Raw genomic sequence first — 15,975 nt, 5'->3', positions numbered from 1 at the left:
AAAATCCCTGTGGTCCCTGACAACTCTGCCATGCGACCGTTGGCTTACGTTACCCGCCTCGACCACGGATACGCGAGTGACGTCGTCACTCCATCATCAAGCTCGCATGTAGGCATCGGCCTACACTAAACAGCGTACTTCAATCGTCATCTTCGAGTGAGACCCTACTGAAAAACATGAAGGGCTTGCCGTACATTTTCATTTCGAAAATTTGAGACGCGTTTGGCAGAAACTTTCATTTTCTGCATGACACCATCGAGGCAGTCGCCGCGAAGAACGAATGAGCTGGCGGCACAGGGGCACAAGCAAGATGGATGCATGGACTGGAGCACAAGTTTCCGCTTGTACTCCACGTCGTGTCGAATCAAGTTCGGGGGCGCTGTTTGCCGAGCCATCCGGACAAGGAGCGTGAATGGAATCGAGACTTTGGCGTGCGGGAGCCTTCCTTCCCCACCCTGATTGCGATGAAACAGGGAGTTCCGACAGATATCCGGTCGAGCAGATTCGCGCATCCGACTCAGATTTGTTACAGCATTTGTTGCAACACCAAGACACGCGCCCATTCGACACTGCCAATAGCGGCGGTGACCTTGGCCTGCCTGATGACATCGCGGATGTTTCTTTCATCGCGAACCCGGTCATTTCAATTCCTCTCCCGCGGACAAACCAGTGAACAAGGATTCCTTGAACCGAACCCTGGGCGGTGCCCTGATGCTTGCGTCTCTTGCATTGGCAGGCTGCGGGACACCACCGGCGAAGAACTTCGGCGGCCCCTGGAAACCGGTCAATCAATTCCGGGATCAACCTGCCGAAATACCGTTGAATCCGACCTATACGTTTTACGCCTCGCCGATGGACGAGACGCTCAAGACCATGCTCACACGCTGGGCGAAGGACTCCGGCAGAGGCCTGTCCTACCAGCTGGCATTCGACGTCACCCTGTACAAACCGGTTTCCGGAATCCGTACGCCGGATATCCAGTCCGCCGCCGCGCAACTGAACTCCATTTATGCAGCACAAGGTGTTTTCGTCGTCGCCAATGACCGACAGATCCTGGTAGAGCCGGCCTCTGCCATCAGCCCTGCTGCGACGACTGACAACGGCGCATCCGAAACATCGAAACCTGCTACCCCGAAGAGCAGCAAATGAAAAAGACACGAACCCATGGTCTGACAGCCAGTGTGGGCTTTCACTGATGGCCGACAGGAAATCATCCAGCCGCCGCGTTGACGAAACCGTCGGCAAGTCCGTCAACTTCGAGTTGACCATTGCAGATATCGCCAAACGCAGCGAACGCCGTGCATGGTGGGTCGCGTTTTCCGCCATCACCATGGCGTTGATCCTTGCGGGCGGCTATTTCTTCATGCTTCCGCTCAAGCAGAAAGTGCCTTACCTCGTCATGGCCGATGCCTACACCGGCACCAGCACGGTGGCCCAGCTCACGGAAGACATGAGCAACCGCAGGATCAGCTCCAGCGAAGCCATCAATCGCAGCAATGTCGCCCACTTCGTGATGGCACGCGAATCCTACGACGTGGCGATGTTGAATCTGCACGACTGGGCCACGGTGCAGACCATGTCCTCGTCCGGGGTCAAAGCCGCCTATACAAACCTTTACTCACCGCAGAACCCCGACAGCCTCTACAAGACCTACGGCAAGGACAAGGCCATACGTATCAAGCTGCTGAGCATCGTCCTGCTTGGCGGCGGTCCCGGCGTAACTCCCAAGGGCGCCACCGTGCGTTTTCAGCGCAGCCTCTACGACAAGCTGACCGGCGTGACCCATCCCATGGACAACAAGATCGCAACCATGGCATTCACTTACAAGACGAATCTGGAGATGGACGACCAGAGCCGGATCGAGAACCCGCTGGGTTTCTGGGTAACCGATTATCGTGTGGACAATGATTACGCATCGTCTGCGCCGGATGAAATCCAGGGGACGCCGCTTGCTCCGCCAGGCGCGCAGAATCCGGCCCAGCCAGCTCCAGATGGCCCAGCCTCGGCCGCATCTTCAAATGCCGGGCTGCCCCTGTCGAATCCGATTCCCCCATCGCCTGTTCCCGAACAGCAACCCGGCGGCGCCGGCACGGCGCCCGCTGCGCCCGTGGCACGGCCCGCACAGGCGCCAGGAAATTCCGCAATTGGAGTGGGTCACCCATGAACAGACCAAGCCTATGGGGCCTGGCGGCAGTCTTGTGCATGGCGGCAGCCAGCATTCCGACTCCCGTGCACGCGCAGGTCGTGGAGCAATACGAATACCAGCCGGACCGTATCTACCCGGTACGCACTGGTCTCGGCATCACCACACAGATCGAGCTCAGCCCGAACGAGAAAATCCTGGACTACAGCACGGGTTTCAGTGGCGGCTGGGAACTCACCAGGCGCGAGAACGTGTTCTATCTCAAGCCCAAGAACGTCGATGTGGATACCAACATGATGATCCGCACGGCCACCCACTCCTACATCTTCGAGCTGAAGGTCGTGGCCACCGACTGGAAGACCCTGGATCAGGCCAAGCGCGCGGGCGTCGAATACAAGATCGTCTTCACGTATCCGGCCGATGCCAGCTTCTCGAAAGAATTGAAAAAAGAAGCCGACGTGTCTGCGCAGAGCACGGCGCTGGTCGCCGGGCGCAGCTACAACTTCAATTATGACTATGCGACGAAAAGCAAAAACGCACCCTGGCTGGTGCCCGTCAATGTCTATGACGATGGCCGCTTCACCTACATAAAGATGAGCGACATGAAGCAATTCCCGACCGGGGATTTCCCCGCGGTCTTCATGCGCGAGACCGAACATGGCGAGGACTCGCTGGTCAACACGACGGTGGAAGGCAACACGATCATCGTCCATGGCACGTATTCCTATCTGGTCATTCGCCACGGCGACAACGTCGTGGGTCTGCGAAGGAACACCCAAAAGTGAGCACCAACACTCCCAATCACCCTGGCGACGGCACCGATCCACTGGCCAACAATCCTTACTCCACCCAGTATCAGCGCTCAGCTGCGCCCGACCTGGATGCAGCTGCGCCCCAGTTGAGGTCCAACGACCTCAGGCGCATGAACCAGCGTGCATTGCTTCTTCTGGGGGCAGTGGTGGTGCTCCTGCTGTTCGTCGCGTACTGGATGATCAGCAGCGCCGGCAAGCGCAGCGAGGCGCCCAAGCCACGCGAAGAAAAGGTAACCGTGGCCGAAGCTCCTCGCCCAGTGCCACTGCCGCCGTTGCCGCAGCGGCAACCCGAACCCATTCCACTCGCACAGCAGCCCCTGCCTCCGCTGCCAACACAGACACCGCCTCCCGCGCCGACTCCGCAAGTATCACGCGAAGCAAGCCTTCTGCAGCGACGAATTGTCAGCGATGACGCTGCCGCCGTCGGCCAGCAGGAGGCACCTACTGCCCAGCCATCACAACAAGCCAAGGGGCCGCAAGTCGCGGGCATTGATGCATCAAACATCACCAGCGCACAGCCACTGACCCATCCCGATACGTTGATGCAGCGAGGCACCTATATCCGTTGCGTGCTCGAAACACATATCGTGTCGGACGTCCCGGGTTTCACCACGTGTCTGGTTACCGAACCGGTCTATTCATTCAACGGTCACCGCCTGCTTTTGCCCAAAGGCTCCAAAATACTTGGCTCTTACCAGCGCGATGGAGATGTGGCGACTGCACGGCGCGTCGGGGTGGTATGGGACCGCATCATCACCCCAACCGGCATCGACGTGAACATGGCCAGTCCGGGCATCGACAATCTGGGCGGCGCTGGCCTTCCCGGTCATTACGACGCCCACTGGCCCCAGCGCATCAGTTCGGCACTGCTGATCAGCATGCTCAGCGATGCTTTCAAGTACGAGGCCGCCGAGCATGGGCCGAAAAGCACCACCATCACCAATGGTGTGGTGACGCAAGAGCCATTTGAAAGCAACACAGCCCAGACGGTACAGAACCTTTCCAATCAGGCAGTCGCTGCCTCCGCCAACCGCTTGCCGACGATAACGATCAATCAGGGCACGATCATCTACGTCTACGTCGCCAAGGATGTGGACTTCAGTGGTGTCGTGGCCCGTTTCGGATCATGAGCGCCCTGTAAGCCATGGAAGATCTCGTTGCCCAGGTTTCCAACGAATTCCTCGACTACCAGTATGAGGTGCTGGGCGTGCGTGAGTTCATGGCTTCGCCGGATGTCACCGAGATCTGCATCAACCGCCCCGGTGAGCTGTATCTGGAAAGCCGCGGCGCCTGGCGCCGGGTGGAAGTCCCGGCGCTGACGTTCGAGCGCGCCCGCCAGTTCTGTACGGCCGTCGTCAACGAGAGCAACACCGGCCAACGCATCACCGATACCGACCCGGTGGTATCGCTGACCTTCCCTACCGGTCAGCGCGCGCAATTCGTCATTCCGCCGGCCTGCGAAGCGCAGCATGTGTCGATCACCATCCGCCTGCCTTCCAGGCAGATGAAGACACTCGAGCAATATCAGCAGGACGGCTTCTTCGACGAAATTCTCGAGGTCGGTCACGGTATCAGCGAATCCGACCGCGAGCTGCTGGATTTGCGTGCAACCCGTCGTTATGCCGACTTCTTCAGGAAGGCGGTGCTCAACAAGAAGAACATCGTGGTCTCCGGCGCCACTGGCAGCGGCAAGACCACCTTCATGAAATCGCTGGTCCACCATATTCCCGCCGACGAGCGGTTGGTGACCATCGAAGATGCGCGCGAATTGTTCATCGAGCAGCCCAATGTGGTGCACCTCCTCTATTCCAAGGGCGGTCAGAGTGCCAGCAACGTCACCGCCAAGAGCTGCATGGAAGCCTGCCTGCGCATGAAGCCGGACCGCATCATCCTGGCCGAGCTGCGCGGCGACGAATCGTTCTACTTCATCCGCAATTGCGCCTCGGGTCATCCGGGCTCGATCACCAGCTGCCATTCGGGCAGCACGGAACAGACCTGGGACCAGCTCGCGCTGATGGTAAAGGCATCCACCGAAGGCGCCGGGCTGGAGTTCGCCACCATCAAGCGTCTGCTGATGATGACCATCGACATCGTCGTGCACATCAAGGCGCATGCCGGGCGCCGCTGCATCACCGGTATCGATTTCGATCCCGCCCGCAGTTTTTCCGCGGGTTGACCAACACCTTCACGCTACGCGCATACCGATACAGGGGCTCGCAACATGTTTACCGGAATGGAATTGATGGCATGCCAGAACCTTGCCGTATCGGCCGAGGTGATGCAGCACATCGTCCATGTTGAATCCGGTTCCAACCCCTATGCCATCGGCGTGGTCGGTGGTCAGCTGATGCGTCAGCCGCAGAACCTGGGCGAAGCCGTGGCCACCGTGCAGATGCTCGATGCGAAGGGTTACAACTATTCGCTGGGCGTAGCCCAGGTGAACCGTACCAACCTCGGCAGGTACGGGCTCGATTCCTATGAAAAAGCATTCGAGGTCTGCCCCAATCTGGCGGCCGGTGCGCGCATCCTCGCTGCCTGCTACGCCAGCTCGGGTGGCGACTGGGGCAAAGCGTTCAGTTGCTACTACTCGGGCAATTTCGTCACTGGCTACCGCGACGGCTATGTGCAGAAAGTGTACGACTCGATCAATCGCAGCGCGAACGTCGCCGACGGCAACCGTGCCGAGGCGATACCTCTGCTGGCCACGCCGAATGAGCCTCGCAGCGGCAGCAAGGTGAACATGACGATCATGCCGGCAGATAGTTCCGCCTATCGCGTGGCGTTGCGCAGCGTGGTTCTCGATACGGCGCTTGCAGCTACGGTTCCCGTCGCCGCTGCACTGGTACACGGAGCGAATGACACAGCGCAAACCGCGACGCAGCCGCAGGCTGCATCGGCACCCGCCGCAACAACGATACCGGCCCCCATCGCCACCATACCCAAGCCGACTGCGACTGAGGCAGCGAGCGCGACCACTACTGCCGCAGCGGCCGACATCTTCGTGCCGCAAGTACGCGGCCCGAACGATCCACCCTCGACGTCTGCGCCGGCTGCTCCAACCGAGTCGGCGCAAATTGCGGCAACGTCAGGCCCTTCACAACCAGCTGCCGACAAGGCCGATCTGCGCCAGGAGAGTCGCGATGCCGCGTTCGTATTCTGAGAACAGGGCCTGCTATTTGCCGCACACGCGCCCTGTCTCGCTGGCAGGCACCTCCGGCACCTGCCCCCGACGGCCACTTGGCCGCAGCCGTGCCTCGAACCCTTCGAGGCATCCCGAGTGAAACGCACTGCGTTCAACGCAGTCGAGCTTGACGTGGCCATCACCAGATAGCCGCAACCACCAATCAATCGCAACTGTTTCAATCATCCACAAGGAGCCCAAGATGACACCGAACCTGATTACCAACAGCATCTGCAACGCCAGCCGCGCCCGTCTGGGCATGTTCCTGTATCTGGCCGTGCTCCTCGCACTGATCGTTCCCAGCATTGCGTTTGGTCAGGACGCCACTGAGACCATCACTACCACTTGCGGCTTTGCCACCAATATCAAATCGATTCTGAATGCACTTTCGATCGTCGTGGTGACCATCGCGGTGATTTTCGCTGGCTACCAGATCGCCTTTGCACACAAGCGCATTTCCGATGTGGCGCCCGTCTTGATCGGTGGCATCCTCATCGGCGCTGCTGGTCAGATTGCCAGCATGTTCCTGAAGACCAGTGCCGGTAGCGGCGCCTGCTAAACAAGCCCGATGGCACGCACACTAAATCACCATGCATAAAAACGCATTGTTCCGCGGCTGTACCCGCCCGCCTATGTTCCTCGGTGTGCCCTACGTGCCGTTCTTCCTGGTGGCGGGCGGGTGCTTGTTGCTGTCGATGTATTTCAACTTGTTCTACCTGCTGCTCATTCCGCCGGTGATCTTCGTGATGCGCCAGATGGCTCGTCGCGACGAAATGATCTTCCGGTTGCTCGGGCTGCGCCTGCAGTTCCGAACCAGGGTGAGAAACCTGCAGGAAAACGACGGCATGTGGGTGTTCACTCCCAACAGCTATCGCGGCCAGTCAAAAGAAAAGTCGTAAGCCCATCAAGACGCCCTGGCACCCCTGCCAGGGCGTCGATCCGGATCAAGATCATGCCAAAACCCAGTTTCGTTCCCGACACCGCCATTGGCGAATTCATCCCCTTGTCCACCCACGTGTCGCCGACCGTGCTCAAGACAACGGGCGGTGATTTTCTGATGACATGGCGGCTGGGTGGTCTGCCCTTCGTGGGGCGGGAAGAGTGGGACCTCGAGCATCGTCACAACACGTTCAACCGCATGCTGCAGACCCTACGCGCACCGGACTTCGTCAACGTGGCGTTCTGGGTGCATGACGTGCGTCGTCGGCGAAAGCTGAAAGAAAAGAGCCGGTTCGCGCAGACGTTCAACCAGAGCATGTCGGACTCCTACTACGAGGCGTTGTCCGCACAGAAGCTGATGCAAAACGAGCTCTACCTCACCCTGATCTACCGCCCGGTGGTCAGTGGCAAGCGCTTCGCCGAGAAATCGAGCGATATCGCCCGGCTGGAGTCTGAACAATTGCAGGCCATCACCACCATCCTGGAACTGGCCGGCAACGTCGAGGCAGTATTGAAGGATTACGCGCCCTATCGACTGGGCATGTACGAAGCCAGCAACGGCGTCGTGTTCTCCGAGACACTGGAGTTCTTCGGCTACCTGCTCAACCGCATCGACGAGCCGGTACCGGTATTGCCCGCACCGGTCTACAACTACCTGCCCGTGAGCAAGCAGCGCTTCTCTGCCAAGACCGGCGACTTCGTCATCACCACACCAGACGGCATCAACCAGTTCGGCGCCATCCTCAATATCAAGGAATACACCGATGGCACCTACCCAGGCATCCTCAACGGGCTGAAGTACCTGGACTTCGAGTATGTCGTCACCCACTCGTTCAGCCCGATGGGCCGGCAGGATGCGCTCAAGGCGCTGGACCGCACGAAGGGCATGATGATCTCCTCGGGCGACAAGGCGTTCAGCCAGATCGCCGAGCTGGACCAGGCCATGGACCAGCTCGCCTCGGGCAATTTCGTGCTGGGTGAATACCATTTCACCATCGCGGTCTATGCACCCAGCCAGGAAGCACTCTCCCAGCAGATCGCGACGACACGCGCTGAACTCTCCAACGCCGGCTTCGTCTCGGTGAAGGAGGATCTGGCTGTCACCGCCTCGTTCTATTCGCAGCTTCCCGCCAACTGGAAATACCGTACCCGACTGGCCAATGTCAGCTCGCTCAATTTCCTGGGCCTGTCGCCGTTGCATAACTTCGCAACCGGCAAGAAAGAGAACAATCCCTGGGGCGATCATGTCACCACCCTGCAGACCACCAACGGGCAGGCCTACTACTTCAACTTCCACGCCACTCACCCGGCGGAGAACTCGCTCGGCGAAAAAGCCATCGCCAACACCATGGTGATCGGTAAATCCGGCACCGGCAAAACCGCACTGATCAACTTCCTGCTCAGCCAGGTACAAAAACTCACCCCATCGCCCACCATCTTCTTCTTCGACAAGGATCGTGGTGCCGAGATCTTCGTGCGCGCCTGTGGCGGCAACTACCTGGCACTGGAAAACGGCCAACCCACCGGGTTCAACCCGTTCCATTGCGAACGCAACGAAGCCAACACCCAGTTCCTGGCCGAGCTGATCAAGGTGCTTGCCGGCAAGAGCGTCTACAGCTCGCGCGAGGAAGAGGACATCTTCCGCGCCGTCGAGAACATGCTCGACACGCCGATGCGCCTGCGCAACATGACCAACTTCCAGAAGAGCCTGCCCAACATGGGCGATGACGGCCTATTCATCCGCATGCGCAAGTGGACTGCGGGCAACTCGCTGGGCTGGGTGTTCGACAACCCGGTCGACACCATCGACCTGCAAAAAGCCAACATCATCGGCTTCGACTACACCGACATCATCGACAACCCGGAAGTGCGTGTGCCGGTGATCAACTACCTGCTGCACCGGCTGGAGGCACTGATTGACGGTCGTCCGTTGATCTACGTGATGGACGAGTTCTGGAAGATCCTCGATGGCAAGGGCGGCCTGAAGGAATTCGCCAAGAACAAGCAAAAAACCATCCGCAAACAGAACGGCCTGGGCATCTTCGCCACCCAGAGTCCGGAAGACGCCCTGGCCAGCGACATCGCAGCCTCGCTGATCGAGCAGACCGCCACGATGATCCTGCTACCCAACCCCAACGCCAGCCGCGAGGACTACGTCGGTGGGCTGAAGCTGACAGACGCCGAGTACCAAGTCGTTGTAAGTTTGGACGAACGCTCGCGCTGCTTCCTAGTCAAGCAGGGTCATGCCAGTTCGGTATGCCAGCTGAATCTGCGCGGCATGGACGATGCCCTCGCCGTGATCTCCGCCTCTACCGACAACATCGAGATCATGCACGAGGTGATGCGCCATCGCGCAACGGCAGAAGGCGTATCAGTGGACGAGTTGCGACCAGAGCAGTGGATCAACGATTTCTATGAAAACCGCAAGGGCAGCGGAAAGTCCAGACCCAAGCCGCCGTCCATCAGCAGCACCACGCGCACAGCGGCGCGCTAACCCGTTCGTCATACCTACCTACGACAAGTACGAGAGGAATCAGCCATGACCAACTCGCCTATTCGCCCGACGCCCTCATGCACACGCCATATCGCCATTGCACTGGCTCTTTCGGCCGGGCTTTTCACTGGCACCGCCAGCGCCCAAGTCCTTGTTACCGACCAGTCCTCCATTGCTTCCAATCAGGAAGGCTTCAAATCGCAGTTGGCGCAAACCGTGTCGCAATACGTCAAACAGGGCTTGCAGTACGAAAAACAGATCCAACAATATTTACAACAAGTGCAGCAGTACGAGCAGATGCTCACGTCCATCCAAGGCTTGGCCACTGGAGGTATCAATCTCACTGGTGGACAGCTTCAGCAAATCACAGATGCAAGCAATCTCATTCAGCAGTCCTGCCCTGGGGCCGGTGGGGGCGGCATATTGGGCGACATGACATCCATTGTCACATCGTCCTTCAGCCAGTCCATCACTACCACCCAACAAAACATCTGTGCGCAGATCGTGCTGGCCCAAGTCCACAAATACAACGCAACAGTCAAAGTGGTCAACGATACCCAGCAGTTCGGTCAGGAGCTGCAGCAGATCACATCCAAACTAGGCAGTATGACCTCACAAGGTGATTCAGACCGGATCGCTGCAAATGCATCGGCGCATAACGACCAGATTGCCTCGGAGATGGTGGATTGGCAAAGCCAGATGGCAAAAGATGACGCTGTCATTGCTACGTTGCAGCAGCAGCAAGGCATTCTGGCAAAAGTGGCCCTGAATGGTAGCAACACCGTATTGGGCAATGTGGTGCAAGCGTCGGCATTCGCAGCGGCATTCCACTGACACAAACAGCGGATTAGCAGCGGGACAGATCGATAGAGCGTTCCGCGACTTCGCAGGGGATCACGAGCACCATGGTTTACTTCGTCCTTATCTACAATTGGCTTCATAGCAGGATCGACAGCTTCGGGGCCAACCTGATGGGCGCTGTAACGTCCTGGATGACGGCTATCGCCTTGGTGCTGGTCACCATCTGGATCATGATCCAAGGCTATCGCATGATCACCGGCCAGTCGCGCGAATCGATGATGGGGTTGGTGTCCAACATGGTGCGGGTGGTGGTGATCGTCACCGTCGCTACCGCTATAGGCGTGGTCGGTCCCAACCTGCATACACTCGTCACCACCGAGCTGAGCACCGACATCAATCAGCTGTTTACCGGCGACGACACCACGCTGGCCCAAACCATCGATCAGAACCTCGCCGAGACCCAGCTGGCCATGGCCGCTATCGACACTGTGCAGGTGCCCCCAGGCGACAGCGAAAGCGCCGCCAGCAAGGCTCGTGCCCAAGCCTTCGCCACCTTCGGAACTGCCAGCCCGCCCATGGCCGCGGCCGCCATGCTGCTGCTCTACGAGATCACCTTGGCCCTGGTGATCGGCTTGGCCCCGCTGTTCATCATGTGCCTTATCTTCGAGCAGACCAAGGGACTGTTCCAGAAGTGGTTGCTCTACGGTATTGGCACGCTGTTTTCGATGGGCGTACTGGCCTTTATCAGCTCGCTGGTACTGCAACTCACCCTGAAGGTGGCCGAGGCACTGTGGGCATCCAGCATCATCAACGGCATCACCGGTATGGGCGCCGAAGGTTTCACCAACCAGTCGATGCAGCAAGGCGGAATCGGCCTGCTGATGACCGTGCTGATCATCTCCACGCCTCCGATGGCGGCCATGTTCTTCCAAGGCACCGTAGGTCAGTTCATGCATTTCTCGCCCTTTGCCGGTGGCATGATCAGTCGACCGGGGCCACAGGGGCAACCGCCGGGGTCGTATGGGTATGGTGGATATGGTGGGGGGGGATACGCACCACCAGCATCAAGTACGGCGCAGTCCGCCAATCTTGGATCTCGTTCAGGTGGCGATGCCTATGGCAATCCTGGCGCCACCACACGCCTTTCAGGTGCGCCCACCTCTGTTTACGCCGATGCCATCAGACCGGCACCCACACCACCGACAACGGGAGGTGCACGATGAAAGACTACCGCTGCTTATTGTTCGGACTGCTCTTGCTATTGGGCAAGATGGCCCATGCTGAGGGCGGCTGCCCACCCGGAATGATTCCTGCCAGCGGCACGGACATCAATTCATGCGTCCCCATTCCTCCGGGCTATTACAACAACCAACAGCAGGCGCAACCTCAGCCACCGCCACCGCCACCGCAATGGACTAGCCAATGGGGGGCGATTGCAACCGACGGCCCTGGCGGGCATCTCGGAGTAGCCACGAACCTCTCTAGCAAGGACGACGCGGAGCAAGTAGCTATAACTGACTGCCAGGCAAAGGGGGGAGTACCGTGTGCAATCGAGGTTGCGTATGACAATGAATGCGCCGCAATGGTAGTGGGTCACACGGAACATAGCTCAAACGCCGCAGCGTCATTAGATGAAGCAATTCATTTAGGCATGTTGACCTGCAATAACGCCGGAGATACCAACTGCCACGTTTACTACTCCGCCTGCAGCCTGCCGGTGAGAATTCAATAGCCTCACCCTTGGCCCATGCACTCGTTCCGTCCTTGAGGCACGTCACACGCCCATACATCGGAGGTATGCCATGAAACTTCGCGCCCTTTTTGCCACTATTGCCCTCGGCGCAGGTAGTCTGATCTGCGCTCCCACCCATGCCCAGAGCGTCGACCCATGCGCGGTCTACACCTGCATGGCCGGCATCTCAGGTGCAGGTGCCAGCGGCGGCCCCGCCTGCACCCCGGCCACCACCTACTTTTTCAGTCTCCAAATCTGGGATCCCTACTTCGACGCGAGTGCCACCTCTGCGCTGCGCAGGAGTTATCTGATGACCTGCCCTGGTGCCCAGGTCGCTACCAACGCCGCCCTGCTCGACGCCATCATCACTGAGTGGGGCTCGGTGCCCTGACTGATGATCGCACTGCACTGGTCGCATGTGGATTTTGAATCCGTTTGAAGAAGGCCGCGTCGCCTCCCCATCTCGCACCGCGGTTGAACCTCATGACCACAAAAGCACGACGAACACTCAGAAGGCTTTACTGCTCCCCAGCGTCGGTGACTCTGCCGTCATGAAAATTTTTCATTCAAACTGCTTTTTTTCGCTGTGTCTGCTATTCGTCGCACCCCATGCTTTTTCCGCCAGCTTCGACTGCCGCAAGGCCGTGAGCGCCACGGAAAAACTGATCTGCAACGATGCCGGAACGTCCACGCTTGACGACAAACTGAAACAGACCTACACGACGGCACTTGCGATGATCTCCCCGTCCAGCAAGAAGGCACTCATCGAAGAGCAGCATCACTGGATTACGTACACACGGGATGTTTGCCAGGACGAGGCCTGCCTCCAACGGGCTTATACGGCACGCATTACGGTGCTGGGGCGCAACGAGAAGTACGTCATCGACGATTCATCGTGCGAACCATCGGGCGACGGTGGCACATGTGTGAACGTGGTGACTTACCGTGACCCCAGCATCCGGATCGCCTCGTTCAACAAGTCCTTGGTGCAGCAAAAGCAGAGCGGCAAGATCATCAGCTGCAGCCGTCTCATCAACCTGCCGGTGGGTACAGCAAACAGCAACAACAGCTACGGCGGCGTGTGTACTTTGCAGGACGGCACGCAGCGCAAGGCCGTGGAGATCTGCAACGACGATATGTTCGGGCATTTCGCGATGCAGTTATTCAGCACACCGGATGCTTCAAACAAAGCCCTGCTCGGCTTCACTCATGGGCAGTGTTTCGGCGGCTGATGTGCCAGGAACGAATCCAAGGAACACGTCATGCCGAATAACGCCACTATCACGACCCAGCAGCGGCGGTAGCGTCCTGCTTTCCACGGAACTTGGAGAATCGTCGTGCGTCTGATCAATTCTGTGATATTTGCAGTTTTTCTCGCTGCCAGTGCAGCAACGCCGGCACAAAATACTCCATCGCCAAGTCTCACCAACCATGAAGCGCCCGGCAACCTTGAGTCCACACAACCGCTCGGCTGCAATCTGGACAATATAAACCCAAGCTACACACCGGCCGATATCTATCCAGGCGTTGCGGCTTGCATCCAGCAGGGGAAAGACGATGACGGAGTCGCCTTGTACATCATCGCAGGAGCTTACGGCCAATACGATACGTTGCGGGTAACGGACGAAACCGCGCACGATGCTCCCGCGCTCTTGAGGCTCCAGGCTTTCAAGCCCATTGATGTGGAGAGGATGAAGGTTTTTCAGGAGCAGATACTGTCGGAGTTGCAGAAGGAGAAACCACACTCGGACCTATGCAATCTGCTGCTGGATCTGGGGCCGCCGAGATATTACCCGCGCTACATGGTCCAGCACGGCATGGACGCTTTCCTGAAGCCAAAGGCTTCGGACCTGGCGCCAAACTTCGACTCCGCCAGCCACTGGCTTGTTGTCATGAAGGACTACCTGAAATGCGATGTCGTCGTGCAGAAGCCGTGACGCGGACTTCGTTTCGTCGAGTAATTGGGTTCGAATGCATGACCCTTGAAGCCAAGCACTGGAAAGCAAATCCATGAATCCGAACTACGCTACTGCACTAGTCGCCACCCTTCTTGGCATGTATTCGCTGCCATCGTTCGCAGCGGATACAGTCAACACCTTGTGTGCTTCGACGGACAAGGTCGTTTTCTCGTGCCCGCTGGGTAACAACCAAAAGGTCGTGTCAATGTGCGCCTCCGGCGATGCGAAACATTTCTACTATGCCTACGGACGATCCGCCGCACCGGAGTTGGTCTACCCTCCAAGAGGTCAATCATCGGACGGCGCATTCATGCGGTCCCACCTTGTCTACGGCGGGGCCTCGGGCGGAGTCGCCTATTCCTTCGTCAAGCAAGGTTACAAATACATTGTGTACTCGATTTCCGGAACCGGCCTCCAGGATGGTGGTGTCATCGTGCAGCGACTGGGCAATACCGGAGTCGTGAAGAAGATGCAGTGTCAGTCGTCGAAGATCATCGAATCGCAGGACGATGGTGTCATCGACGCGACGCTCAAATGGAAAAGCGATTCACAAATTAAAGTGAACGGCCTGCCCGGCTCGCATTGATCCAACCATTCTTCACAGATTTTGATGGAGGAAGCCAGGTCATGTCATCCAAGGACAATGCTGATTACCTGATGCAGGTCGCCACGGCGAACGGAATCCAGGAGTACCGGGAACTGGGCAATTTCATGGGACAGATGCAAGTCGAGTCCGGTGGTTTTGCGAGCATGAACGAGAATCTCCACTACTCGGGCGAGCGCCTGCTGGCAGTGTTCCCCGGTCGCAACGGCATGAGTGATCTCAAGAAGGCCAATGAGATCGCCGCTGGTGGCCCAGAGGCCATCGCCAACGAAATCTATGGCGGACGGTGGGGCAAGGTGAACCTTGGCAACACCGAGCCCGGCGATGGCTGGAAGTATCACGGCCGTGGCTACGTCCAGCTGACTGGGCGCGCCAACTACGAACAGATCGGCACGGAGATGGGCTTGGATCTGGTCAACCATCCAGAGTTGGCGGAAAACCGCGAGATCGCCGCCAAGATCGCTGTGCACTACTGGGAGGCGCGCGTCGTTGCCAACCACGATCAGTGGAATGTCACCGCAGCATGTCGTGATATCAATGGCGGCACCAACGGCCTGGCTGACCGAGAGACCGCAGCGGCAGCATGGAGCCAGAAGATCGCCCATGGCTACGCGCCCGGCGCTACCGAAACCTCGGTGCATGCCCACGCAAATTCGAACCAGAGCAATCGCCACGTGCAGGAGCTGTTGAATCAACACAGCTATCGCGATGCGTCAGGCCATCCACTGACGGTCGATGGCGATTACGGTGCGCAGACAAAAAAAGCAGTCGAGGCATTCCAGCGAGAACAGCACCTGAAGGTGGACGGTGTGGCAGGCCCCAATACGTTGCATCGATTAGAAGCACTGACCCAAACACAGGCCGGCGCCGCACAACCCGCACCGGCTGCCACGCTGCACACCGCTCCACCTCGATTGAATGATCCGTCGCACCCCGACCATGCGCTGTACCTTCAAGCGCTCGACGGCGTGCACAAGATCGACAACAGCATGGGCCGAACCTCCGACCAGTACAGCGCCAATCTTGCGGCTGCTCTCACCGTGGCTGCCAAGACCCAGGGTTTGACTCGAATCGATGCGGTCGCACTCAGCGAAGACGGCTCGCACACCTTCGCGGCGCAGAACAGTTCTCCACTCAGAAAACTTGCCGACGTGGCAACCGCCCAGGCCGTCAGCACGCCCATCGAACAGAGCAACATCGCTGCGCATACCGTTCAACCCGGGGAGCATCCCATCCTCGTGCCGCACATGCTGCCGATGAATCAACAGCAATCCACGCAGCAGACCGGCCCGAACCTTTAACGACGAGCGT

The 15,975-nt window shown here is 58.6% G+C and carries 18 protein-coding genes; all 18 read left to right on the top strand.

Translation table 11 applies throughout. The annotated features are described in order from the left end of the window. The first annotated feature begins 412 nt into the window (after positions 1-412). The 18 genes from B0E50_RS18000 (at position 413) to B0E50_RS10075 (ending at position 15,965) form a co-directional block, all read left to right on the top strand. Positions 413-673 (top strand): hypothetical protein, encoded by a 261-nt coding sequence (locus B0E50_RS18000; RefSeq protein WP_139350830.1) that lies wholly within the window; start codon positions 413-415, stop codon positions 671-673. Positions 674-711: 38 nt separating this feature from the next. After that, complete coding sequence (locus B0E50_RS10155) at positions 712-1,149, top strand: hypothetical protein (RefSeq protein WP_077441352.1); 438 nt, start codon at positions 712-714, stop codon at positions 1,147-1,149. Between the two features lie 46 nt (positions 1,150-1,195). Then, complete coding sequence (locus tag B0E50_RS10150) at positions 1,196-2,164, top strand: type IV secretion system protein (RefSeq protein WP_077441083.1); 969 nt, start codon at positions 1,196-1,198, stop codon at positions 2,162-2,164. 38 nt (positions 2,165-2,202) lie between these two features. After that, positions 2,203-2,928, top strand: coding sequence for a TrbG/VirB9 family P-type conjugative transfer protein (locus tag B0E50_RS10145; RefSeq protein ID WP_254427257.1), 726 nt, complete (start codon positions 2,203-2,205; stop codon positions 2,926-2,928). Then, on the top strand, positions 2,925-4,085 hold the full coding sequence (locus B0E50_RS10140; protein ID WP_077441081.1) for a TrbI/VirB10 family protein: 1,161 nt from the start codon (positions 2,925-2,927) through the stop codon (positions 4,083-4,085). Before B0E50_RS10145 ends, B0E50_RS10140 begins: the two co-directional genes overlap by 4 nt. Before the next feature lie 14 nt (positions 4,086-4,099). Then, entirely contained in the window at positions 4,100-5,131 is a 1,032-nt protein-coding gene (gene virB11 / locus B0E50_RS10135) for a P-type DNA transfer ATPase VirB11 (protein WP_077441080.1), read from the top strand. Positions 5,132-5,188: 57 nt separating this feature from the next. Next, positions 5,189-6,115 (top strand): lytic transglycosylase domain-containing protein, encoded by a 927-nt coding sequence (locus B0E50_RS18470; RefSeq protein ID WP_174575042.1) that lies wholly within the window; start codon positions 5,189-5,191, stop codon positions 6,113-6,115. 223 nt (positions 6,116-6,338) lie between these two features. Further along, entirely contained in the window at positions 6,339-6,695 is a 357-nt protein-coding gene (locus B0E50_RS10125; RefSeq protein WP_077441078.1) for a TrbC/VirB2 family protein, read from the top strand. 31 nt (positions 6,696-6,726) lie between these two features. Then, on the top strand, positions 6,727-7,035 hold the full coding sequence (locus B0E50_RS10120; RefSeq protein WP_077441077.1) for a VirB3 family type IV secretion system protein: 309 nt from the start codon (positions 6,727-6,729) through the stop codon (positions 7,033-7,035). A 53-nt stretch (positions 7,036-7,088) separates the two neighbouring features. Continuing rightward, positions 7,089-9,569, top strand: a complete 2,481-nt coding sequence (locus B0E50_RS10115; protein WP_077441076.1) for a VirB4 family type IV secretion/conjugal transfer ATPase — start codon at positions 7,089-7,091, stop codon at positions 9,567-9,569. Positions 9,570-9,614: 45 nt separating this feature from the next. Then, positions 9,615-10,403 (top strand): hypothetical protein, encoded by a 789-nt coding sequence (locus tag B0E50_RS10110; RefSeq protein ID WP_077441075.1) that lies wholly within the window; start codon positions 9,615-9,617, stop codon positions 10,401-10,403. A gap of 71 nt (positions 10,404-10,474) precedes the next feature. Continuing rightward, positions 10,475-11,593 (top strand): type IV secretion system protein, encoded by a 1,119-nt coding sequence (locus B0E50_RS10105; RefSeq protein WP_254427245.1) that lies wholly within the window; start codon positions 10,475-10,477, stop codon positions 11,591-11,593. Further along, positions 11,590-12,102 carry a DUF4189 domain-containing protein gene (locus B0E50_RS10100; protein ID WP_077441074.1) on the top strand — a complete coding sequence of 171 codons (513 nt, stop codon included), beginning with the start codon at positions 11,590-11,592 and terminating at the stop codon, positions 12,100-12,102. Before B0E50_RS10105 ends, B0E50_RS10100 begins: the two co-directional genes overlap by 4 nt. A gap of 70 nt (positions 12,103-12,172) precedes the next feature. Continuing rightward, complete coding sequence (locus tag B0E50_RS10095; RefSeq protein ID WP_077441073.1) at positions 12,173-12,493, top strand: hypothetical protein; 321 nt, start codon at positions 12,173-12,175, stop codon at positions 12,491-12,493. 25 nt (positions 12,494-12,518) lie between these two features. After that, positions 12,519-13,334: a lysozyme inhibitor LprI family protein gene (locus B0E50_RS10090; protein WP_217343270.1), complete on the top strand. Its 816-nt coding sequence runs from the start codon at positions 12,519-12,521 to the stop codon at positions 13,332-13,334. Between the two features lie 105 nt (positions 13,335-13,439). Beyond that, entirely contained in the window at positions 13,440-14,039 is a 600-nt protein-coding gene (locus tag B0E50_RS17995) for a hypothetical protein (RefSeq protein WP_139350828.1), read from the top strand. A 73-nt stretch (positions 14,040-14,112) separates the two neighbouring features. Further along, complete coding sequence (locus tag B0E50_RS10080; RefSeq protein ID WP_077441070.1) at positions 14,113-14,646, top strand: hypothetical protein; 534 nt, start codon at positions 14,113-14,115, stop codon at positions 14,644-14,646. After that, positions 14,643-15,965, top strand: coding sequence for an XVIPCD domain-containing protein (locus tag B0E50_RS10075; protein ID WP_139350827.1), 1,323 nt, complete (start codon positions 14,643-14,645; stop codon positions 15,963-15,965). Before B0E50_RS10080 ends, B0E50_RS10075 begins: the two co-directional genes overlap by 4 nt. Positions 15,966-15,975 lie beyond the last annotated feature (10 nt).

The sequence above is a fragment of the Rhodanobacter sp. C01 genome (assembly GCF_002001045.1).
Classification (GTDB): Bacteria; Pseudomonadota; Gammaproteobacteria; order Xanthomonadales; family Rhodanobacteraceae; genus Rhodanobacter.
This window is presented reverse-complemented; position numbering and strand designations above follow the sequence as displayed.